Source organism: Leifsonia stereocauli, assembly GCF_038432415.1.
GTDB classification, from domain to species: domain Bacteria; phylum Actinomycetota; class Actinomycetes; order Actinomycetales; family Microbacteriaceae; genus Orlajensenia; species Orlajensenia stereocauli.
On the sequence record NZ_JBCAUN010000002.1, the window covers coordinates 378,481 to 399,002 of the forward strand.

The following is a 20,522-nucleotide window of genomic DNA, read 5'->3' on the forward strand; positions in this document are numbered from 1 at the left end:
CTCAGCAGCGGCACCGATCGTCGCGTCACGCGGATGGGGACATGCGTGCGCGTGCTTCGCGTGCTTAGGATGACCCCAAGCAGCCCGGCCAGCCGGGCCGCCCACCGACGAATCGACGCACATCCGCTGCACACGCACGGATCGGGCGTCGTTGCCGTCTCCACTGCAACCCGCGTAGGGGCGGTGCGCACGACGGGGTCGCGCCCACGGCGCGGCCCCGTTCGGGGTGCGCCTTCCGCTTCGGTCGCTTCGGGCGGTCGCCCCGCTCGGCCCTCAGCAAGCGGATGAGACAATGGAGCACGTGAGTCTTCCGTCGCAGCACCCCCTGTCCAGTGGCCGCACGACCGAGTCGCGGCTGGTGCGTGCCTATCAGGGCGTGCGGCAGGACATTCCTCCCGTCTGGTTCATGCGCCAGGCCGGTCGTTCGCTCCCCGAGTACCGCGAGCTGCGCGTGGGCACCAAGATGCTCGATGCCTGCCTCGACCCGGCCCTCGCGAGCGAGATCACCCTGCAGCCCGTGCGTCGCCACAAGGTCGACGCCGGAATCTTCTTCAGCGACATCGTCGTTCCGCTGAAGCTGGTGGGCGTCGACGTCGAGATCGTGCCGGGTCGCGGACCCGTCTTGGGGGAGGCCGTGCGCACGTCGGCGCAGGTCGCGGCTCTCACGTCGATCGATCCCGCGAGCCTCGACGACGTGATCGCCCCCATCACCGAGGCCGTGAAGCTCACCGTCGCCGGCCTCTCCAGCCTCGGCGACGGCAACAGCTCCATCCCGCTGATCGGCTTCGCCGGCGCTCCGTTCACCCTCGCGGCCTACCTCGTCGAGGGCGGTCCGTCGAAGGACCATCTCGCCGCCCGCACCCTCATGCACGCCGACCCGGCAGCATGGGGCGCTCTCATGGAGTGGACCGCCGACGTCACGGGTCGGTTCCTGCGGGCGCAGGTGCTCGCCGGCGCCAGCGCAGCGCAGTTGTTCGACTCGTGGGCCGGCGCGCTGTCGCTGGCCGATTACGAGAAGCACGTGGCTCCGGCATCCGCTCGCGCACTGAAGCACGTGCACGGACTGAGCTACAAGGTTCGTCCTCACGACGAGGGCGCAGACCCGTCGGTCGAGCGTCGCACCGTGCCGATCGTGCACTTCGGTGTCGGCACCGGCGAGCTGCTCGCCGCCATGCGAGACGTCGGGGCCGACGTCGTCGGGGTGGACTACAGGGTGCCGCTCGACGAGGCCAACCGCCGACTCGGAGGCGCCGTGCCGCTGCAGGGCAACATCGACCCCGCCCTGCTCTACGCACCCTGGCCAGTGCTCGAGGCACACGTGCGCGACGTCGTGTCACGCGGGCGGAGCGCTCCGGCCCACGTCGTGAACCTCGGCCACGGCGTCTCGCCCGACACCGATCCCGACGTACTCACCCGCGTGGTGGAACTCGTGCACTCGCTGGGATCATGACCGACGCCGGCCGCGACGCCACGCCCCACGTCGTGACGGATGACGTCGTGACGGATGCCGCCCCGGATGCAGCTCCCTACGACGTGCTCGTCATCGGCGGCGGCGTCGCCGGCCTGGTCGCCGCGCGCGAGGCCGTGCGCGTGGGCCTGCGCACCCTGGTGCTCGAGGCCGCGGACGTCGTCGGCGGCTGCGTGCGCGCCCAGGACGTGGCCGGTCTCACCGTCGACGTCGGCGCCGAGAGCTTCGCCACCCGCATGGGTTCGGTTGCGACCCTGCTCGCCGAACTCGGCATCGACGACCAGATCGTCAACCCGAATCCTGCAGGCTCCTGGCTGCACCTGCCGGCCCTCAAGGGCGGCGGCGCCATCACCGTGCGCTCGCCGAAGACATCTCTGCTCGGCATTCCGGCCTCGCCGCTCGCCGACGACGTGCGTGCAGTCATCGGAACGGCAGGGGCGTGGCGCGCCTACCTCGATCGCATCCGGCCGATCCTGACGATCGGGCACGCCCAGCGCCTCGGCCCGCTGGTGCGCAAGCGCATGGGCAGCAAGGTGCTCGATCGCCTCGTGTCGCCGCTGTCGACGGGCGTCTACTCGGTGGACGCCGACGACCTCGACATCGCACTGGTCGCTCCAGGTCTGAACGCCGCCATGACCCGCACGGGCTCCCTCTCGGGCGCCGTCGCCGAGCTGCGCTCGTCGGCGACGGCGGGGTCGGCCGTGCAGGGCATCCGTGGCGGGATGTCGCGTCTCGTCGCGGCCCTGGTCGCCGACATCCTCCACCTCGGCGGGGAGATCCGAACCGGCGTGAGTGTCGACGGATTGGCACCCACCGAGGGGAACGGTGAGCCGGGCTGGGCCGTGACGGCCGCGGCGACGACGGACGGCGAGGTCTCGCCAGACGCGGACGCACCGTCCGCAGACCTCGACCTGCGGGCCCGCCGTGTCGTCGTCGCGGCCCCGGCCGGCGTGGCGGTGCCCCTGCTGGCCGCCGCTCGCGAGGACTGGGCGCACCTGGCCGACCTCGGCTGGCCGGCCGCGGCATCCGTCGAGATCGTCACCCTGGTGCTCGATGCGCCAGCGCTCGACGATGCACCCCGGGGAACCGGCGTGCTCGTCGCGTCGGGCACGCCCGGCGTGACGGCCAAGGCACTCACCCACGCCTCGGCCAAGTGGTCGTGGCTCGCCGAGCGCGCCCACGCTGCTGCAGGCGGACGCAACGTCGTGCGCCTCTCCTACGGTCGCGTCGGGCAACCGCTGCCGACGGCGCAGCTGAGCACCGAGGCCGTCGAAGACCTCGCCCTCGGCGACGCCTCCGCCATCCTCGGGGTCTCCCTGACCCGGGCCCACCTCGTCGAATCGGCTCGGGTGGTGTGGACGGATGCCGTCTCCCATGCCGCGATCGGCCAGCGCGCGCGGGTGCAGCAGGTGCGGGACGCCATCGACGCCGATGAGACCATCGCCGTCGTCGGATCGTGGGTGGCCGGCACCGGACTGGCCTCGGTGATCCCGGATGCGCGGGAGTCCGCGCGACGCCTGCGCCGCACCGTACTGCATACCGAACCCGGAATATGAGCATCATCGGGCCGCACTGCGATCGCGGTGCAATGTTGTCAATCCCCTCGTCACTGCCCGAGACGCGCTATACGCTGGACCAATCGCCAACGATCCGGGATTGAGGTACGGCATGCGGGGCAAACTCCTCTTCGTGACGGGAATCGCCGTCGGTTACGTGCTGGGAGCACGTGCCGGCCGACTGCGCTACGAGCAGATCAAGTCGGCGGCGGAGAGCGTGTGGAACACGCCGGCCGTGCAGAGCGGGGTCGACACAGCCAAGGACTTCGCATTCGCCCGCGTCGGAGATGTCTCCGACTCGGTGCTCGACGGCGTGAAGAAGCTGATCTCGGCGGCGACGAACTCGAAGCCGAAGCACGCGCCGACCCGGTCGTACTCCACTCCGGCCCGTCCGGCCACGGCCACGGGGTCGACCGCGACGGCGCCTGCGGCATCCGTTCACCACACCGAGTCCTACACGGTGGCAGAACCCGTCGACCAGCCGGCCGCGAAGAAGGCGGCTGCGCGCAAGCCCGCGGCAGCCAAGGCTCCGTCGGGCCAGGCCCGGAAGAAGCCCAGCTCGTCCGAATCCGAATAGAGGTGGTGCGCAGTGCCTGAGCCCAAACTGAAGAAGCAGTCGTTGATCGAACTCCTCAGCGAACTCCCCACGCTCATCCGCGACCTGATCCAGGCCGAGATCGCCTCGTTGAAGGCCGAGGTCACGGCCAGGGGCAAGAGCGTCGGCGTCGCCCTCGTGCTCTTCATCGTGGCGCTGTTCTTCCTGTTCTGGATGTTCGCCCTTCTCATCGAGTCTGCGGTCTTCGCCTTCGCCCTCATCGTGCCGGCGTGGTTGGCCGCGCTGATCGTCGCGGGCATCCTGCTCGTCATCATCGTGATCGTCGTGCTCATCGGCGTCGCGAGCTTCAAGCGCGCGACCAAGGCGCCCGAGGCGACCATCAAGGAGCACATCCAGACCGACGTCGATGTTGTGAAGGGGGTCGGACCGTATGACAACCACTGATCTGAGCACCAGGAGCCTTCTCGAGCCACGTCCGCTCGACGAGTTGTCGCGCACCGAACTGAGGCTCGAGGTGAAGCGGGCTCGCATTGAACTGGCCTCAACGCTGAACGCCATCGAGGATCGCCTGAACGTCCCCCGCAAGATGCGTGAGCGCACGGAGCGCTGGGGTCGCGAACTGGATCGCCTGCGCACCGAGAACCCGGTGGCGCTCGCGGGAGTGGCTGTCGGCGTCGCTGTCGTCATCGGGGGAGCCGTCTGGGGGATCGTCACGCTCGTGACCCGTGACTGATCGGGGTCGCTCCGCCGCCCGCGAATCGGGCGGCACCCGCTCCGCTTTGGAAAGAACCGCAAAGCGAGAGAGACTGGACGCATGACTTCCCTCGCTGCCGGTGAGGCAGCCGACGCCGTGCCCGAATCGGATTCGTCGGAGGTGTCGAGCACCCCCGAGGCATCTCCTTCGGGGTTCACGCTCTTCGCCGTCTTCCGCCGTGATCCCGCCAATCCCGATGACTTCGACGGGCACGACGTTCCGCGCGTCGTCGCCGAGCTCGACGACGTGGTGCGCCTGCTCGAGACCGAGGGCGTGACCGTGCGCGGTTTCTACGACGTGTCCGGACTGCGCGCGGATGCCGACCTCATGATCTGGACCCACGCCGACGACGCCGAGACGCTGCAGTGGGCCCACCGCGAGCTCCGCCGGGTGCGCCTGATCAAGTCGCTCCTCCCCACGTGGAACGCCATGGGCGTTCACCGCGACGCGGAGTTCAACAAGTCGCACGTTCCCGGGTTCCTCCGCGGCGTCGAGCCGAAGAGCTGGATGACCGTCTACCCGTTCGTGCGCAGCTTCGAGTGGTACCTGCTGCCGGATGCCGACCGAGGACGCATGCTCGCCGAGCACGGACGCAAGGGCGCCGGCTTCCGCGGCGTCGTCGCGAACACGGTCTCGTCGTTCGCCCTCGGCGACTACGAGTGGCTGCTGCCCATGGAGGCCGACGAGCTCACGGACCTGGTCGACATGATGCGCGAACTCCGGGCGACGGATGCCCGACGCCATGTGCGCGAGGAGGTCCCGTTCTACACGGGCCGCCGCATCAGCACTGCCGAGCTCGTGGAGGTGCTGCAGTAATGGCCGCCCGCAACCTCGGAGGCACCGCGCCCCACAAGCCGTCCCCCGCAGCCAGCGCGCCCTGCGCCGCAGGCTCCCGCGTTCCCGGCGCCACGCCGGCCGCCCAGTCCGGCGCCGAGCACGTCGAGACTCCCGTCGCCTACGACGGCATCCTGCTCAGTGGCTTCGGCGGTCCGGAGGGTCAGGACGAGGTCATCCCGTTCCTCCGCAACGTCACGAGCGGCCGCGGCATCCCCGACGAGAGGCTGGAGGAGGTGGCGCACCACTACCGCCACTACGACGGCGTCAGCCCGATCAACGAGCAGAACCGCAGGCTGAAGGCCGCCCTCGAGGCCGAGATCGCCAGCCGCGGACTCGACCTTCCCGTGTTCTGGGGCAACCGCAACTGGGAGCCGTACATGAACGACGCTCTCTCCGAGGCGGCTGAGGCCGGGGCCAGGAAGCTCATCGCCATCGCCACGAGCGCCTACAGCTCGTACTCCAGCTGCCGGCAGTACCGCGAGGACTACGCCGACGCACTCGAGGACACCGGCCTCGGCGACAGCATCCAGATCGACAAGGTGCGCCAGTTCTTCGACCACCCCGGCTTCGTCACGCCGTTCATCGAGGGCGTCCGCGACGCCATCGTCGAACTGACGGCATCCGGAATCGCCGAATCCGAGATCGAGGTGCTGTTCGCCACGCACTCGATTCCGACGACGGATGCGCTTCGCTCCGGTCCGGCAGTGCTCGACGCCTCCTCGGCCACCGGTACGGACCCTGAGGCCGACCGCGGTTTCGGCGGCGGGGGAGCCTACGCGGCGCAGCACGAGGCCGTGGCCGAGGTCGTCATGCGGGAGGCGGTGTCGTCGCCTCTCAGCTGGCAGCTCGTCTACCAGTCGCGCAGCGGTCCACCCACGCAGCCATGGCTCGAACCGGACATCAACGACGCCATCGCCCTGTTGCCTGCACGCGGCGTGAAGGCCATCGTGATCGTGCCGCTCGGCTTCATGAGCGACCACATGGAGGTGCTCTGGGACCTCGACAACGAGGCGCTGGAGTCTGCTGAGGAGCACGGACTGCGGGCCGTGCGCGTGCCGACGCCCGGCACCCACCCGGCTTTCGTCTCCGGTCTCGTCGACCTCGTGATGGAGCGCGTCGAGGGTGTTCCGACGGCTGAGCGCCCCGCCCTCACCGAACTCGGCCCCTGGTACGACGTCTGCCGACCGGGTTGCTGCGAGAACGTGCGACTCGGTTTCAGGCCGGCACTCGGCGGGATCGCTCCATGAGCGCCGCGGCATCGGTGATCCGGGTCGGAACCCGCGGGAGTGCGCTCGCGCTGGCGCAGACCAAGGCCGTCGCGGCGAAGATCGCCGCGGCATCGGGCTCGGAGGTCGAGATCGTGACGATCACGACGCACGGCGACACCTCCACGGACTCGCTCGCCTCCCTCGGCGGAACCGGCGTCTTCGCCTCGGCATTGCGTGAGGCCCTGCTCGCCGACGAGTGCGACCTCATCGTGCACTCGCTCAAGGACCTGCCCACGGCGCCGCACCCCGGCCTGCGGATCGGTGCCGTGCCGAAGCGGGCTGATGCGCGCGACGCCCTGTGCGCCCGCGACGGCCTCACTCTTGCGACCCTTCCCGCCGGCGCCCGAGTGGGCACGGGATCGCCTCGCCGCGTGGCACAGCTGCGCGCCGCCCGCCCCGACCTCGAGGTCGTCGACATCCGCGGGAACGTCGACACCCGCCTCGGACGGGTCGCCGATGGCGACCTCGACGCCGTGATCCTCGCTGCGGCGGGTCTCGGACGCCTCGGCAGGCTCGACGCCGTGACCGATCTGCTCGACATCAACGACTGGCCGACGGCTCCGGGCCAGGGCGCGCTCGCCGTCGAGGTGCGCGACGGGCGGCTCGAGCGCCACCTCGAGGCAGGCCTGCGTTCCGTCGAGCACGTGACCACGCGCGCCTCCGTCGACGCGGAGCGTCTGGTGCTCGCCGGACTCGAAGCCGGATGCTCAGCCCCCATCGCGGCATCCGCCATCGTCGACAGTGACATGCTGTTCCTCACGGCCACGGTTTACAGCCCTGACGGCACCGCGAAGGTAACAAGTTCGCACGCAGCGACCCCCGACAGCCATGCTGCAGCACATCTGGCCGAATCAGCCGATGATGTGGCGGGTAGAGTCGTCGCAGAACTTCTCGGCAACGGTGCCGCCGAACTCGCTCCGCTCCAGGGCACGAAGGGCACCTAAGTGATCGATCGACAGGCCAAGGCTCCGCGCCCGCTCGACGGCTGGCGCGTCCTCGTTCCTCGTGGTGGCCCATGGGGCGACAGCGTCGCCGCGAATCTGCGAGCCAAGGGTGCCGCGCCCGTCATCGCCCCGCTCATCAACTTCGCCCCCACCGACGACGCCGAGACCCTGGCGTCGGCGCTGGCCGAGCTCGCCGCGGGCGCCTTCGATTGGCTGACCGTCACGAGCGCCACGACAGTCGACGTGCTGTCGTCGCACCGGGCCGTCATCCCCACCGAGACCCATGTCGCCGCCGTGGGCGAGACGACTGCCGCGGCCCTCACCGCCGCCGGTTACAGAGTCGACATCGTTCCGCACGAGGACAATTCGGCTCGCGGGCTCCTCGAAGAGTGGACCCAGGCCACGGCCGGGGCCTTCCCGCTCAAGGTGCTCACGCTCCGCTCCGAGATCGCGAAGCCGCTGCTCAGCGAGGGCCTGCGCCGCATCGGCCACGACGTGCGCTCCGTCGTGGCCTACCGCACGATCGGCGTTCCCGTCTCGGAGCAGGTGACCGCCGACGTCGCCTCCGGCCGTATCAACGCCGTCCTCGTCACGAGTGGATCCGTCGCCGAGCAGGTGCAGCTGCAGCTCGGCCCGCTTCCCCAGGGCACCCTCGTCGTCTGCATCGGACCGCAGACCGCCCGTGACGCCCGCGCCTACGGCCTCGAGGTGGACGCCGTCGCCGATGACCGCACCGCGGAGTCGCTCATCGATGCCCTGGTGCGCCAGGCGGATTCGCTGGTCTAGGTACCCGGTCGCTGAGGCCCGGACACAGTCCGCGGCCGAAGCGCACCAACCGGATGACGCTTCGGGCGGTCGCTTCGCTCGGCCCTCGGCGAGCGTACGGTTCGACGTAGGCTTGACCGGTGAGCGAATCCTTCATCCCGCGCGTGCGCCCGCGCCGACTGCGGGCGACCCCCGCGCTGCGCCGCGCCGTCTCAGAGACCCGTCTGCATCCGTCCGACCTCGTCCTCCCCATCTTCGTGCGCGAGGGAGTCGACGAGCCCGTCGCCATCAGCTCCATGCCCGGCGTCGTTCAGCACACCCTCGACAGTGTGCGCGGCGCGGTGAACGAGGCGGCCGCCGCAGGCATCGGCGGCGTCATGCTGTTCGGAGTGCCGGAGGTTCGCGACGCCGTCGGGTCGGGCGCCACGGATCCAGACGGCATCCTGAACCTCGCCACCCGCGTCGTGGCCGACGAGGTGGGCGACGCCCTCGTGGTGCAGACAGACCTCTGCCTCGACGAGTTCACCGACCACGGTCACTGCGGAGTGCTCGATGCCATCGGCCGCGTCGACAACGACGCCACGCTCGAGCGCTACCGCGAGATGGCTCTCGTGCAGGCGGCATCAGGCTCAGCCCTGCTCGGCCTCTCGGGAATGATGGACGGCCAGGTCGCCGCCGTGCGCGAGGCCCTCGACACCTCCGGCTTCATCGACACGGCCGTGCTCGCCTACTCGGCCAAGTACGCCTCGGCCTACTACGGACCGTTCCGCGAAGCCGTCGCCTCGACCCTGCAGGGAGATCGCCGCACCTACCAGCTCGATCCCGGCAACCGCCGCGAGGGTCTGCGCGAGGCGATGATCGACATCGAGGAGGGCGCTGACATCGTCATGGTGAAGCCGGCCGGCAGCTACCTCGACGTGCTCTCCGACGTGGCCGCAGCATCCGATGTCCCGGTCTGGGCCTACCAGGTCTCCGGCGAGTACGCGATGATCGAGGCCGCCGCCGCGAACGGCTGGATCGACAGGCGGCGGGCCGTGCACGAGAGCGTCGTCGGCATCCGTCGCGCCGGTGCCGACACCGTGCTCACATACTGGGCGACCGAACTCGCCGGCTGGCTCAACGACGGAGTGGTGGCATGACCCGCAACGACGACCTCTTCGCGCGAGCCCAGGCCGCCATCCCGGGCGGCGTGAACTCGCCGGTGCGCGCCTTCCGCTCGGTGGGCGGTTCCCCGCTGTTCCTCACCTCGGCTCGAGGCGCGTACGTGACGGATGCCGATGGCCGCGAGTACGTCGACCTGGTGGCGAGCTGGGGCCCGGCGATCCTCGGACACGCCCAACCGCAGGTCGTCGCCGCGGTGCAGGAGGCCGCAGCGCGCGGCCTCGGCTTCGGCGCAGCGACTCCGGCCGAGACCGAACTCGCCGAGCTCATCGAGGAGCGCGTCGCCCCCGTTGACAAGGTGCGCCTGCTCTCGACGGGCACCGAGGCGACGATGACGGCCATCCGCCTCGCCCGCGGCTTCACGGGTCGCGACCTGCTGGTGAAGTTCGCCGGGCTCTACCACGGCCACTCCGACGGCCTGCTCGCCGAGGCGGGATCCGGCGTCGCCACGCTGGCCCTCCCCGGATCGGCCGGCGTGACAGCCGCGACGGCGGGGCAGACCCTCGTGCTGCCCTACAACGACCTCGACGCCGTGCGCGCGGTCTTCGCCGAGCACGGCGATGACATCGCCGCCGTCATCACCGAGGCCGCCGCCGCCAACATGGGCGTCGTCGCTCCGGATGCCGGCTTCAACTCCGCGCTGGTCGACATCGCCCACGCCCACGGTGCCCTCGTCATCCTCGACGAGGTGCTCACGGGCTTCCGCGTCGGCCGTGCCGGCTACTGGGGGCTCGAGAATGCCGGCGTGGCGGGACACCCGGCCTACGCCCCCGACCTGTTCACCTTCGGCAAGGTCGTCGGCGGTGGCCTCCCGGTGGCAGCGCTCGGCGGCCGCGCCGACGTCATGGACCACCTGGCTCCGCTCGGCCCCGTGTACCAGGCAGGCACGCTCTCGGGGAACCCGGTCGCCGTCGCCGCCGGCCTCACCACGCTGCGCCTCGCGGATGCCGCCGTCTACGCCCACCTCGATGCGGCGGCGCTGACGATCTCGAACGCCGTGTCAGACGCGCTGACGGATGCCGGAGTAGCCCACGCCGTGCAGCGTGCCGGCAACCTCTTCAGCTTCGTCTTCGGCGAGAACGTTGCCGGCGGGGTGCGGAACTACGACGAGGTGCGCGCGCAGGAGGCCTGGCGCTATCCCGCGTTCTTCCACGCGATGCAGGACGGCGGCGTCTCGCTGCCGCCGTCGGTGTTCGAGGCCTGGTTCGTGACGGCCGCTCACGACGACGCCGCCATCGCGCGCATAGTCGAGGCGCTGCCGGCGGCGGCGCGGGCGGCGGCCGAGGCGCGGGCGTAGGTCTCCGCGTCGGCCGCGGACTGCGTCCGGGTCTCTGCGATCGGGCTGTGCCGACCTCCGCTCGCTGAGGGCCGAGCGCAGCGACCGCCCGAAGCGCCGAAGCCACCGTAGCTATCGATGCGGTATCGGATCATTCGTTTGTGAAGTGTCCACAGCCCGATTCGCGCGGTCGTTTGCCAGACTGGAGGCATGGCGTCATTGCGAGTGCATCAGGACCGGCTGGAGATCCATCTCACGTCGGCCGAGAAGCTGCTGTCGCTGCGCCGTGACGACATCGTGGTCCAGCGGGACGACATCCGCTCCGTCACGATCACCGACGATCCGTGGATCTGGATCCGCGGCATCCGTGCTCCCGGAGCATTCGTGCCCCTGACGCTCGCCGTCGGCACCTGGAAGTTCCACGGCGGCAAGGACTTCATCGTGGTGAAGAACAAGCGTCCATCGGTGATCATCGACATCGACGGCGGCGAGTTCTCACGCGTGGTCGTGAGCACCAACCACGCCGTGGAGCTCATCGGCTCGCTGAAGATCAGCGAATCGGATGCCGTGACGGGCTGAGTCAGTATCGTGGGGTATCGGCTCGGCCGATCCCGCGTGCACCGTGACGCGCGGGCAGTCACGGATGTGAGGAAATCATGACCGGTTTCAGTGAGATGCCGGGACAGGACCCCCTGTCTCCGGGCTTCAACCCCGAGCACCTCGAGGGCTTCGAGGCCGACGCACTTCCGCCGCTGCACGGACCCGAGGATCCGGGCCGAGTGCTCGGCATCGTCGGACTCGTGCTCGCGATCTTCCTGAACATCATCGGAATGATCGTCAGCATCGTGGCGTACAACCGCTCGAAGAAGGCCGGTTTCTCGAACGGGTTCGCCGTCGCCGGCATCATCGTGGGCGGCATCCTGTTCGTGCTCGGCGGCGTCGTCACGCTGCTGCTGTTCGGCACGGGCATGGCTCTGTTCGGCGCCGTCGGCAACTGATCGCCGTCAGGCGCTGAGCTCCGTCGGCACGCCGAGGTACCGGCCGTACTCCGCCACCTCTCGATCGATCTCGGGGCGGACGGATGCCGCCATCGGCGTGATCGGCCGCAGCTCGATCGACGCAGAGCGCCGCGCCAGCGTGTGCTTCCACGTCGCCACGACCCGCCCGTCGAGCAGGGCGGCGTGAAGCAGCGAGTCGGGCGTGCCCGGGGCGCTGAAGTCGGGGTGCTGGATGACTCCGCGGGTCTCGAGGTAGGACATCACGTACTCGTCGTACCCGTGCAACAGGTCGATGCGCGGCGACGCCGGAACGGATCCAGCGGCGTCGGCGTCGGCATCCGTCGGCGTCATCCAGCATTCGACACCCTCGAGCTCCACGCGCTCGAGCGACTCCGGCGCTCGCTCGAGCGCGACCTCGAGCCCACGCCGGCAGTCGGCCTGGGTGAGTCCGCTCCAGGCGCTCATGTCCTTGACTGAGACCGGCCCGCGGGTGGCGACATAGCGGGAGGCCAGCGTGGCCAGAGCATTCTCGTGGTCGTACGAGGCGGCGCCGGCGACGAAGGTGGGCGGCACGCGCTCGTCGAAGGCGGCGTAGCTGCGCTGCTTGCCGATGGTGACCCCGCTGATGAGCACGCGCTGCAGTTCGGCGAACATCAGAGCGTAGACGAAGCCGTTTCCGTCGAGTTCGATGCCGATGGCGCTGAGGACTGCACGCAGTTCCGCCCTCGTGCGGTGCCGACCGCCGGCCACGGCGCCGGCGAACGCGTCAGTCACCCTCACGAGAGTCGGAGCGTCGAGTCCGGCGCGTTCGAAGTAGATGCGGCTGATGCCGAGCACGCGTTGCGCCGTGAGGGTCAGCATCCAGCGGGCATCGCCCGGCGCGAGGAAGTGCCACGTCGGTCGCATGACGTGAGTGCGCAGGATGGAGCCGAGGTCGTAGGCGACGCCCATGTCCGCCGCACTCGGGCGATCGGCCGGCGAGATGCGCTGCGCGATCGACCACAGTGCGTAGGGGAACTCCTGGGCCTGCATGGCGACGAGGCCGCTCACGATCCGCTCGGGAGTGACGGGCCGCGGATCCCAGAGGCCGAGGCGCAGCATCCGGAGCCTCACGGCCTCGGCTGCGCTGATCGACGGGATCGCGGTCATGGCGTCAGCTCGCCGCCTCGTCCGCTTCGTCGCCACCGCCGATGGCGACGACAGTGCGCCCGCGGGTGCGCCCGGCCAGGATGTCGTCGGCCGCGGCGAACACATCGGCGAGCCCGATCTGCGTGGTCATGGCGTCGAGCTGGTCGAGGTCGAGGTCTGTGGCCAGCCGCGCCCACGCCTGCTCGCGCAGGGCGAGTGGGGCCTCGACCGAGTTGACCCCCACGAGGCTGACCGCCCGCAGGATGAACGGCATCACCGTCGTCGGCAGGTCTGGGGATGCCGCGAGCCCGCACGCCGCGACGACGCCGCCGTACCGCACCTGCGCCAGCACGTTCGCGAGCGGAACACCGCCCACCGAGTCGATCGCCGCCGCCCAGCGCTGCGACTGCAGCGGCTTGCCGACTTCGGCGAACTCGTCGCGGTCGAGCAGCTCGGCGGCCCCGAGGGAGCGCAGGTACTCGCCGTTGTCGGCCGCTCGGCCCGTGACGGCCGTGACCTCGAAGCCCGCCCGAGCCAACAGGGTGATGGCCACAGAGCCGACGCCGCCCGAGGCGCCCGTGACGAGCACGGGCCCGTCGGTGGGGCTCACTCCGTGCCGCTCGAGCGCGAGCACCGAGAGCATGGCCGTGAAGCCAGCCGTGCCGATGGCCGCAGCCCGCCGGTCGGTCAGCTGATCCGGTACCCGCACCAGTGAGCCGCCAGCGATCAGGGCTCTCGCCGTGTAACCACCATGTCGGGTTTCGCTTGCTCCCCCGCCATTCAGCAGTACCCGATCTCCGGCTGCCCAGCGGTCGTCGTCGCTTCCGACGACAGTGCCGACGACGTCGATGCCGGCCACGATCGGGTAGCTGCGGGTGACGCCCGGCTTGCCGGCCACGGCCAGGCCGTCCTTGTAGTTGAGGCTCGAGTACGACACGGCGAGCTCGACAGCGCCGGCGGCATCCGGAGCAGCATCACCCGTGCGCAGGTCGGCGAGGGTCAGCTCGCGCAGGGCCGAGGCGAGACGCGGCTTGCCCGCGGCATCCGTCTCCCGATCGACGACGATGGCCCGGAACCGCTCTGCACTGCCCATCGTTCGAGCCTAGCGATCGAAGCGCACGCCGCGCGGGTCGGAACAGGCGCTCTGCGCGGCTAGGTGACGTCGCGGCGCCAGCTCGAGAAGTAGCCGCCGAAGGTCAGGACGGCCGCGTAGGCGAGCAGCACGATGGCGCCCTTCCACCAGTCCAGGGGATCGGTCGCGGCTCCGCCGCTCAGAGAGTAGAAGCTCACGCCCACGACGGCGTCGCTTGCGGCGCCCGGAAGGAAGCGGGCGATGCTCGCGGTGATGTCGATGAAGCTGGCGGCCAGGCGCAGCAGCGGCTCGACGAACTGCGTGAAGGCCAGCACGATGACGATGGCGGCCACCTGGCTGGTCACGAGCGTGCCGAGGCCGACACCGATGGCTGCCCAGAGCGCCATCGCCAGGATGCCGCGGCCGGCCAGGGCCCAGGTGTCGGAATCGCCCAGGTTGGTCTCGATGCCGAAGCCGCTGAACGCGGCTGCGCCGGCTGCGAGCGTCGTGCCCCAGGCGATGAGGCCGAAGACGGCGCCGACGATGATCGCCACGATCACCTTGGCCAACAGCACGACACCGCGGCGGGGCGTGGCGAGGAAGGTGGGGGTGAGGGTCTCGTGGCGGAACTCGCCCGTCGTGGCCAGAGCGCCGAGCAGCACCGGGAAGACGTAGCCGACGGTGGTGGCGAAGCCGTAGACGAGAGGCTGGAGCTGGTCGCCCGATGGCAGGCCGCGCGCGCCGCCGCCACCGGTCTGGTCGGGGTTCTGGCTGAGCCAGCCGAACAGTGCGGCGAGTCCGCCGGCCGTCGCGCCGACGTAGACGACCATCACGATCGCGAGGATCCACCAGATGCGGGTGGTGAGGATCTTGAGGAACTCCGAGCCGATCGAGCGGAACAGGGCCGTCATCGCTGGTCCTCCCCGTCGTGATCGGCATGGCGGCCTGGACTCTCGTCGGCGGGGGACTCCTGGCCTGCCGGCTCGGCTGGTGCTTCTGCGTCGACGGATGCTGCCGGCTCGGCGGTCGTATCGGCTGCGGCATCCGTCACCGGCGTGGTCTCGGTCGAGCCGCCTACGACCTCTCCGCCGTCGACCAGGGAGAGGAAGGACTCCTCGAGGCCGGCCTTCTGGCGCTGCAGCATCGAGACCTCGACACCGTTGACGAAGGCGACGTGACCGATGCGACCGGGGTCGCCCTCGGCCACGAGCAGGCCGGTGCGTCCGGTGCTGAACTCGAAGCCCTCGGCCGTGAGCACCTCGGCCAGTCTGGTGCGATCGGGGGAGTCGACGACGACGTGCGGCGCCACCTCGGTGTCGAGCGTGGCGAGTGTGCCGCGATGCACGAGGCGCCCCTTCGCGATGATGACGACCTCATCGACGCTCTGCTGCACCTCGCTCAGCAGGTGCGAGCTCACGAGCACGGTGCGTCCTTCGGCGGCGAGCTCGCGGAGGAACAGGCGGATCCACTTGATGCCCTCTGGATCGAGGCCGTTGATGGGCTCGTCGAGCACGAGCACGCCAGGGTCACCGAGGAGCGTGTAGGCGAGGCCGAGGCGCTGGCGCATGCCGAGCGAGTAGCCGCCGACGCGCCGCTTGGCGTACTCGGCGAGGCCGACGCGGCGAAGCACCTCGTCGACGCGGCTCGTGGGGAGACCGGCTGCGGCGGCGTAGACGCGCAGGTGATTGTGGGCTGTGCGTCCGGGGTGGAAGCTCGCGGCCTCGAGGGCGGCACCGACGGTGGTGAGCGGATTCGAGAGATCGCGGTAGGCGGTGCCCCCGAAGGTCGCCGTGCCCGACGTCGGGCGCACGAGTCCGAGCAGCATCCGGAGGCTGGTGGTCTTGCCGGCTCCGTTGGGGCCGAGGAATCCCGTGACGCGGCCGGGTTCGACGGTGAAGGAGAGATCGGCGACAGCCGTGACCGCGCCGAAGCGCTTGGTCACGCCGGAGAACTCGATGGGCACACCCGTGGGCATTGCGGGCCTTTCGTCGACTGCAGCTTCAGCGTATCGGCGTGGGCGGGTATTTCCCCCGCCCACGCCGCAAAAAGCCTGCAATCACGCGGATGCAGCCGAGATCTCCTCAGTTCAGCGGACGCAGGTCGGTCGGCAGGACCCCGCCGTCGTAGAGCGCGCTGGCGAGGTCCTGCAGCCCGCCGAGCACGGCGCGCTGGGGGTACGGGCCGTACGAGATGCGAGCGACGCCGAGCTCCGCCAGCCGTGCGGGGCCCGGCAGGTCGCCCAGCCCGATCACGCTGAGGCGGCGCTCGCCGAGGCCGGCCACGAGCTGGCGCACGACGTCCTCGCCGAAGTCGCCGGGAACGAAGACGCAGGTGGCGCCCTCGTCGAGGTAGGCGCGACCGCGCTCGATCGCGTCGGCGATGTTCTCGTCGAGAGAGCGGTGGCCGCCGCGCAGGAACGCGTCGGTGCGGGCGTTGAGGGCGAAGGGCACGCCGGCGTCATCGCCGGCCTTCACCGCAGCGGCCACGGCGGCTGCGGCATCCGTCAGCGGCTTCAGTTCGTCTTCGAGGTTGGCGCCGACGACGCCGAGGTCGATCGCGCGGCTGATGGTGTCGCCGGCGTCGCCGTAGCCGGCTTCGAGGTCTGCCGTGACGGGCACGTCGACGGATGCCGTGATGCGACCGACCATGTCGAGCATGAGGTCGCGGGGGATGACCTCGCCGTCGGGGTAGCCGAAGGTGGCGGCGATCGAATGGCTGGCGGTGGCGAGAGCACGGGTCTGGGGGAGTGCGGCCACGGCACGGGCACCGATGACGTCCCAGACGTTGACGACGGTCAGGAGTTCTGGGGCTTCGTGCAGGCGGCGGAGTTCAGCGGCTTTCGAGGCGGTGTTCGAGGTCATGATTCCAGCGTATGGCGGCTGGTCTGAACACTCCGCTGCGTCGCTCGCTGAGGGCCGAGCGGAGCGACCGCCCGAAGCGCATCCGGGCGGGCTTCGACCGCGGACTTCGTCCGGGCCTCAGCGAGCGGGGGCCGGGGGGCGAGGAGGAGGGGAGCGCCTACGGAGCTTTCAGCCCGACGGCCGGGAGGATGACCCCGTCGATGAGGGCGAGCAGGAACTCGCGGTCGACGGGCTTCTGCTCGATGAGCACGCGATACGAGGCCATTGAGGGGCTGAGCAGCGCCAGGGTCTCCACGTCGCAGTCCGCGGCGATCTCCCCGCGCTCGATCGCGCGCTTCAGGAAGGTCCGGTTGACCGCGACCCTGGGCTCGACGATCGCCGCGTTCACGGCCTCGGCCAGGCCGGGGTCGCGGGAGATCATCGACACCAGGCCGCCCATGATCTGAAGCTTCTTCTCGGCATCCTCGATGGATCGCGGCTTGATCATGGCGACCAGGTCCCCGCGCAGGGTTCCTGTGTCGGGCAGGTGTTCGACATCGAGGTCGTTGCGCTTCATGCAGGCGACGGCGTCGACGACGAGCTCGGCCTTCGACGACCAGCGCCTGTAGACGGTCGCCTTGCCCGCTTTCGCCCGCGCGGCCACCATGTCGATCGTCATGCCGTCGTAACCGGTCTCGGCGAGAACGTCGAGGGCGGCATCCAGGATCTCGGGGTCACGGGTGTGGTCGCGCTTGCGCCCGAGCTTCGCCGGGGCGATGGGTTCGTCGAGCTGCGTCATTGCGGCCGTGACCCCTTTCTCTGCGAGTGCGGTGTCTGCCATGTTACCCGGAGGTAAATTCAGGAACCGTTTAGATCCGAAACTCCACAGTACCGCATATAGTGTCCTTCATGTCTTCGAATACCTCAGCTCCCGCGGCGGCTCCCACCGTCGCGTCGGGTGCCGCATCCGGTGCCCCCGACCACTCGTCCCGCCGCTGGTGGACGCTCTCGGTCGTCGCCCTCGCCCAGCTCATGGTCGTGCTCGACTCCACCGTCGTGAACATCGCTCTGCCGGCTGCACAGGCCGACCTCGGCTTCTCCGACGCCGACCGCCAGTGGGTGATCACGGCCTACTCGCTCGCCTTCGGCAGCCTGCTGCTGCTCGGCGGCCGTCTCTCCGACCTGATGGGGCGCAAGCGCACCTTCATCATCGGCCTGATCGGCTTCGCCGTGGCCTCGGCCCTCGGTGGTGCAGCCGACACCTTCGGCCTGCTCGTCGGAGCCCGTGCCCTGCAGGGTGCTTTCGGTGCGCTGCTCGCGCCCACCGCCCTCGCCGTGCTCACCACCACGTTCACCGTCCCGAAGGAGCGCGCCCGCGCCTTCGGTGTCTTCGGCGCCATCGCCGGGGCCGGTGGAGCCGTCGGCCTGCTGCTCGGAGGCGTGCTCACCGAGAACTTCAACTGGCGCTGGAACCTCTACATCAACGTCTTCATCGCCATCATCGCGGTGATCGGCGCCATGATCTTCGTCGTCAACGCGAAGCGGGTCGGCCCGCGCCCGAAGCTCGACGTTCCGGGAACCATCCTGGTCTCCGCGGCCCTGTTCTCACTGGTCTACGGCTTCTCGAACGCCGAGTCCGACGGCTGGGACTCGCCGCTCACGTGGGGCTACCTGGCGGCATCCGCGATCCTGCTGGTGGTCTTCGTGCTCTGGCAGATGCGCGCGAAGCACCCGCTGCTGCCGCTCTCGATCGTGCTCGACCGCAACCGCGGCGCCGCGTACAGCTCGGTGCTCATCGCCGGCGCCGGCATGTTCGGCATCTTCCTGTTCGTGACCTACTACCTGCAGGCGTCGCTGGGCTATTCGCCCATCCAGACCGGGCTGTCGTTCCTGCCGATGATCGCGATGCTGGTCCTTGCAGCCCAGCTCTCCACCAACATCTTCGTGCCGCGCTTCGGGCCGAAGATCATGGTTCCGTTCGGCATGGCACTCGGCGCCATCGGCATGGTCTACCTCACGCATCTCGGCCTCGACAGCACCTACGCAGCCGACGTGCTGCCGCCGCTGATGATCCTCGGGTTCGCCATGGGATCGATCATGCCGGCATCGATGCAGACGGCCACCCTCGGCGTCGACCGCGAGTTCGCCGGAGTGGCCTCCGCCATGGTGAACACGAGCCAGCAGGTCGGTGGATCGATCGGCACAGCGTTGCTCAACACGCTGGCAGCCACGGCTGCGGCTGACTACCTGGCCGCCCACCTGCCGACGACGGCTTCGGTCGCGGCGGAGGCCGCCGTGCACAGCTACGCCGTGGCCTACTGGTGGGGTGCCGGGTTCTTCGCCTTCGGGGCCGTCCTCTCGGCGTTGCTGTTCAAGCGTCGCGCGCACTCGGCGCTGTCGTCGAACCATACGCCTGTGGCTCAGACGGATGCCGCTCCGGTGCTCGCGCACTAGTCGGCGCCCGTTCGCTCGAGTTCCGCCCGAAGCGCACTGTGATCGTCGGTGCGCTTCGGGCGCGGACTTCGTCCGGCCCTCAGCGGGCGGGGGAGCGCGGACTTCGTCCGGCCCTCAGCGGGCGGGGGAGCGCGGACTTCGTCCGGCCCTCAGCGGGCGGAGGTGCCTTCGGCGAGCGCGACGGGGCGGGTCAGGCCAACAGCTCGCGCAGCGCCTCGAGCAGTCGATCGATCTCGTTCGCGGTCGTGTACGGCGCGAGGCCGATGCGCAGTCCGCCGGCGTCGCCGAGGCCCAGGAGCCGACTGGCCTCGAGGGCGTAGAAGTTGCCAGCGGGCGCCAGGATCTCGCCCTCGTTGAGGGCGCGGTAGAGGGCTGATGCCGCACGCTCGTCTGTCGGGTCGTCCGCTGTGATGAGCACAGTGGGCGTGCGGTGCTTCGCACGCGACCACACCGTGACAGGCAGCATCGCCAGACCGGCCTCGAGCCGCTCGAGCAGCGCCGACTCGTGTCGCTCCAGAGCCGCGAACGACGCCGCGAGGCGCTCGCGACGCGTGCCGGCAGCGTCGGTGTCGAGCGAGGCGAGCACGTCGACGGCCTCCGTGACGCCCGCCATGATCTCGTAGGGCAGCGTTCCGAACTCGAATCGCTCGGGAACGGCATCCGTCGACGGCAGCAGCTTGTCGTTCTGGAGAGAGCCGAGCAGCTCGGGCGACGCCGCCAGCACTCCGCAGTGCGGTCCGAGGAACTTGTACGGCGAGCACATGAGGAAGTCGGCTCCCCAGGCGTCGAGGTCGACGAGCTCATGGGCGGCGTAGTGCACCGCATCGACGTAGAGCAGGGCGCCGGAGGCGTGCACCCGCTCGGCGATCGCCGCGATGTCGGGCATCGTGCCGATGAGGTTGGAGGCTGCAGTCACGGCCACCAGTCGCGTGCGGTCGCTGAGCACGGCGGCGATCGCATCCGTCGACAGTTCGCTCGTCGGCACGTCGAAGTCGACCCAGCGAACGGTGGCACCGGCGCGCTCGGCAGCCTGCACCCAGGGCCGCACGTTGGAATCGTGGTCGAGGCGGGTGACCACGACCTCGTCGCCGGGCCCCCAGCCGTGCGCGAGGGTGCGCGAGAAGTCGTAGCAGAGGGCCGTGGCGCTGCGTCCGTAGACGATGCCGCGCGGGTCCGCACCGAGCAGGTCGGCCATGGCCTGCCTGAAGGCCAGCACCACTGCATCGGCGGTGCGCTCCGAGTCGCCGACGGCCCCGCGGTTCGACAGCGGACCGGTGAGGGTCCTGGCGATGGCCTCGCCGACGGATGCCGGAGTCTGCGTTCCGCCCGGACCTTCGAAGTGCGCCACCCCGTCGTCGAGGGCGGGGAAGAGCGAACGGATGCGATCGACGTCGTAGGCCATGAGAATCAGCCTAGGGTCGCCGGTCCGGCCTCGATAGCATGAC

At 70.1% G+C, this 20,522-nt stretch carries 21 protein-coding genes; 14 read left to right on the forward strand and 7 right to left on the reverse strand.

The features are described from left to right. The first annotated feature begins 292 nt into the window (after positions 1 to 292). The 13 genes from hemE (at position 293) to AADV74_RS10745 (ending at position 11,583) form a co-directional block, all read left to right on the forward strand. Positions 293 to 1,450, forward strand: coding sequence for a uroporphyrinogen decarboxylase (hemE, locus tag AADV74_RS10685; protein ID WP_342113855.1), 1,158 nt, complete (start codon positions 293 to 295; stop codon positions 1,448 to 1,450). Beyond that, the gene (locus AADV74_RS10690; RefSeq protein WP_342113857.1) at positions 1,447 to 3,024 is read left to right on the forward strand and encodes a protoporphyrinogen/coproporphyrinogen oxidase; all 1,578 of its coding nucleotides are present in this window, start codon (positions 1,447 to 1,449) and stop codon (positions 3,022 to 3,024) included. The genes hemE and AADV74_RS10690 overlap by 4 nt, the downstream gene beginning before the upstream one ends. 133 nt (positions 3,025 to 3,157) lie before the next feature. Continuing rightward, complete coding sequence (locus AADV74_RS10695) at positions 3,158 to 3,601, forward strand: YtxH domain-containing protein (protein ID WP_342113859.1); 444 nt, start codon at positions 3,158 to 3,160, stop codon at positions 3,599 to 3,601. Between the two features lie 12 nt (positions 3,602 to 3,613). Next, positions 3,614 to 4,024: a phage holin family protein gene (locus AADV74_RS10700; RefSeq protein ID WP_342113862.1), complete on the forward strand. Its 411-nt coding sequence runs from the start codon at positions 3,614 to 3,616 to the stop codon at positions 4,022 to 4,024. Then, complete coding sequence (locus tag AADV74_RS10705) at positions 4,011 to 4,313, forward strand: DUF3618 domain-containing protein (protein ID WP_342113864.1); 303 nt, start codon at positions 4,011 to 4,013, stop codon at positions 4,311 to 4,313. The genes AADV74_RS10700 and AADV74_RS10705 overlap by 14 nt, the downstream gene beginning before the upstream one ends. 81 nt (positions 4,314 to 4,394) lie before the next feature. Continuing rightward, positions 4,395 to 5,150, forward strand: a complete 756-nt coding sequence (hemQ, locus tag AADV74_RS10710; protein ID WP_342113866.1) for a hydrogen peroxide-dependent heme synthase — start codon at positions 4,395 to 4,397, stop codon at positions 5,148 to 5,150. Beyond that, on the forward strand, positions 5,150 to 6,418 hold the full coding sequence (locus tag AADV74_RS10715) for a ferrochelatase (RefSeq protein WP_342113867.1): 1,269 nt from the start codon (positions 5,150 to 5,152) through the stop codon (positions 6,416 to 6,418). The genes hemQ and AADV74_RS10715 overlap by 1 nt, the downstream gene beginning before the upstream one ends. Then, entirely contained in the window at positions 6,415 to 7,383 is a 969-nt protein-coding gene (gene hemC, locus AADV74_RS10720) for a hydroxymethylbilane synthase (RefSeq protein ID WP_342113868.1), read from the forward strand. The genes AADV74_RS10715 and hemC overlap by 4 nt, the downstream gene beginning before the upstream one ends. Then, positions 7,384 to 8,169, forward strand: coding sequence for a uroporphyrinogen-III synthase (locus AADV74_RS10725; RefSeq protein ID WP_342113870.1), 786 nt, complete (start codon positions 7,384 to 7,386; stop codon positions 8,167 to 8,169). A gap of 119 nt (positions 8,170 to 8,288) precedes the next feature. Beyond that, complete coding sequence (gene hemB, locus AADV74_RS10730) at positions 8,289 to 9,287, forward strand: porphobilinogen synthase (RefSeq protein ID WP_342113872.1); 999 nt, start codon at positions 8,289 to 8,291, stop codon at positions 9,285 to 9,287. Further along, on the forward strand, positions 9,284 to 10,606 hold the full coding sequence (gene hemL, locus AADV74_RS10735) for a glutamate-1-semialdehyde 2,1-aminomutase (RefSeq protein WP_342113874.1): 1,323 nt from the start codon (positions 9,284 to 9,286) through the stop codon (positions 10,604 to 10,606). The genes hemB and hemL overlap by 4 nt, the downstream gene beginning before the upstream one ends. Before the next feature lie 189 nt (positions 10,607 to 10,795). Continuing rightward, on the forward strand, positions 10,796 to 11,164 hold the full coding sequence (locus AADV74_RS10740; RefSeq protein WP_342113876.1) for a hypothetical protein: 369 nt from the start codon (positions 10,796 to 10,798) through the stop codon (positions 11,162 to 11,164). A 77-nt stretch (positions 11,165 to 11,241) separates the two neighbouring features. Further along, the gene (locus tag AADV74_RS10745) at positions 11,242 to 11,583 is read left to right on the forward strand and encodes a DUF4190 domain-containing protein (protein ID WP_342113878.1); all 342 of its coding nucleotides are present in this window, start codon (positions 11,242 to 11,244) and stop codon (positions 11,581 to 11,583) included. 6 nt (positions 11,584 to 11,589) lie between these two features. Here AADV74_RS10745 and AADV74_RS10750 read toward each other — a convergent pair whose 3' ends face one another. The 6 genes from AADV74_RS10750 to AADV74_RS10775 all read right to left on the reverse strand — a co-directional run bounded on the left by AADV74_RS10750 (position 11,590) and on the right by AADV74_RS10775 (position 17,464). Beyond that, a complete protein-coding gene (locus AADV74_RS10750) occupies positions 11,590 to 12,732 on the reverse strand; it encodes a winged helix DNA-binding domain-containing protein (RefSeq protein ID WP_342113880.1) in 1,143 nt (380 codons plus the stop codon). Between the two features lie 4 nt (positions 12,733 to 12,736). Continuing rightward, positions 12,737 to 13,804 (reverse strand): MDR family oxidoreductase, encoded by a 1,068-nt coding sequence (locus AADV74_RS10755; protein ID WP_342113881.1) that lies wholly within the window; start codon positions 13,802 to 13,804, stop codon positions 12,737 to 12,739. A 59-nt stretch (positions 13,805 to 13,863) separates the two neighbouring features. Next, positions 13,864 to 14,694, reverse strand: a complete 831-nt coding sequence (locus AADV74_RS10760) for an ABC transporter permease (RefSeq protein ID WP_342113883.1) — start codon at positions 14,692 to 14,694, stop codon at positions 13,864 to 13,866. After that, positions 14,691 to 15,758: an ABC transporter ATP-binding protein gene (locus AADV74_RS10765; RefSeq protein ID WP_342113885.1), complete on the reverse strand. Its 1,068-nt coding sequence runs from the start codon at positions 15,756 to 15,758 to the stop codon at positions 14,691 to 14,693. The genes AADV74_RS10760 and AADV74_RS10765 overlap by 4 nt, the downstream gene beginning before the upstream one ends. 106 nt (positions 15,759 to 15,864) lie before the next feature. Then, the gene (locus tag AADV74_RS10770) at positions 15,865 to 16,644 is read right to left on the reverse strand and encodes an isocitrate lyase/PEP mutase family protein (protein WP_342113887.1); all 780 of its coding nucleotides are present in this window, start codon (positions 16,642 to 16,644) and stop codon (positions 15,865 to 15,867) included. Between the two features lie 157 nt (positions 16,645 to 16,801). Then, positions 16,802 to 17,464 (reverse strand): TetR/AcrR family transcriptional regulator, encoded by a 663-nt coding sequence (locus tag AADV74_RS10775; protein ID WP_342113889.1) that lies wholly within the window; start codon positions 17,462 to 17,464, stop codon positions 16,802 to 16,804. Positions 17,465 to 17,532: 68 nt separating this feature from the next. On the opposite strand from AADV74_RS10775, the gene AADV74_RS10780 reads away from it, so the two are divergent. Next, positions 17,533 to 19,077 (forward strand): MFS transporter, encoded by a 1,545-nt coding sequence (locus AADV74_RS10780; protein ID WP_342113890.1) that lies wholly within the window; start codon positions 17,533 to 17,535, stop codon positions 19,075 to 19,077. Between the two features lie 190 nt (positions 19,078 to 19,267). Here AADV74_RS10780 and AADV74_RS10785 read toward each other — a convergent pair whose 3' ends face one another. Beyond that, positions 19,268 to 20,479 (reverse strand): cysteine desulfurase-like protein, encoded by a 1,212-nt coding sequence (locus tag AADV74_RS10785; protein WP_342113891.1) that lies wholly within the window; start codon positions 20,477 to 20,479, stop codon positions 19,268 to 19,270. Positions 20,480 to 20,522 lie beyond the last annotated feature (43 nt).

What these genes read in the sequence shown, in the direction of transcription:
- hemE (WP_342113855.1), top strand. Translation starts at nt 293, where the DNA reads ATGGAGCACGTGAGTCTTCCGTCGCAGCACCCCCTGTCCAGTGGCCGC.
- AADV74_RS10690 (WP_342113857.1), top strand. Translation starts at nt 1,447, where the DNA reads ATGACCGACGCCGGCCGCGACGCCACGCCCCACGTCGTGACGGATGAC.
- AADV74_RS10705 (WP_342113864.1), top strand. Translation starts at nt 4,011, where the DNA reads ATGACAACCACTGATCTGAGCACCAGGAGCCTTCTCGAGCCACGTCCG.
- hemQ (WP_342113866.1), top strand. Translation starts at nt 4,395, where the DNA reads ATGACTTCCCTCGCTGCCGGTGAGGCAGCCGACGCCGTGCCCGAATCG.
- AADV74_RS10715 (WP_342113867.1), top strand. Translation starts at nt 5,150, where the DNA reads ATGGCCGCCCGCAACCTCGGAGGCACCGCGCCCCACAAGCCGTCCCCC.
- hemC (WP_342113868.1), top strand. Translation starts at nt 6,415, where the DNA reads ATGAGCGCCGCGGCATCGGTGATCCGGGTCGGAACCCGCGGGAGTGCG.
- hemL (WP_342113874.1), top strand. Translation starts at nt 9,284, where the DNA reads ATGACCCGCAACGACGACCTCTTCGCGCGAGCCCAGGCCGCCATCCCG.
- AADV74_RS10740 (WP_342113876.1), top strand. Translation starts at nt 10,796, where the DNA reads ATGGCGTCATTGCGAGTGCATCAGGACCGGCTGGAGATCCATCTCACG.
- AADV74_RS10745 (WP_342113878.1), top strand. Translation starts at nt 11,242, where the DNA reads ATGACCGGTTTCAGTGAGATGCCGGGACAGGACCCCCTGTCTCCGGGC.
- AADV74_RS10750 (WP_342113880.1), bottom strand. Translation starts at nt 12,732, where the DNA reads ATGACCGCGATCCCGTCGATCAGCGCAGCCGAGGCCGTGAGGCTCCGG.
- AADV74_RS10755 (WP_342113881.1), bottom strand. Translation starts at nt 13,804, where the DNA reads ATGGGCAGTGCAGAGCGGTTCCGGGCCATCGTCGTCGATCGGGAGACG.
- AADV74_RS10760 (WP_342113883.1), bottom strand. Translation starts at nt 14,694, where the DNA reads ATGACGGCCCTGTTCCGCTCGATCGGCTCGGAGTTCCTCAAGATCCTC.
- AADV74_RS10765 (WP_342113885.1), bottom strand. Translation starts at nt 15,758, where the DNA reads ATGCCCACGGGTGTGCCCATCGAGTTCTCCGGCGTGACCAAGCGCTTC.
- AADV74_RS10770 (WP_342113887.1), bottom strand. Translation starts at nt 16,644, where the DNA reads ATGACCTCGAACACCGCCTCGAAAGCCGCTGAACTCCGCCGCCTGCAC.
- AADV74_RS10775 (WP_342113889.1), bottom strand. Translation starts at nt 17,464, where the DNA reads ATGGCAGACACCGCACTCGCAGAGAAAGGGGTCACGGCCGCAATGACG.
- AADV74_RS10780 (WP_342113890.1), top strand. Translation starts at nt 17,533, where the DNA reads ATGTCTTCGAATACCTCAGCTCCCGCGGCGGCTCCCACCGTCGCGTCG.
- AADV74_RS10785 (WP_342113891.1), bottom strand. Translation starts at nt 20,479, where the DNA reads ATGGCCTACGACGTCGATCGCATCCGTTCGCTCTTCCCCGCCCTCGAC.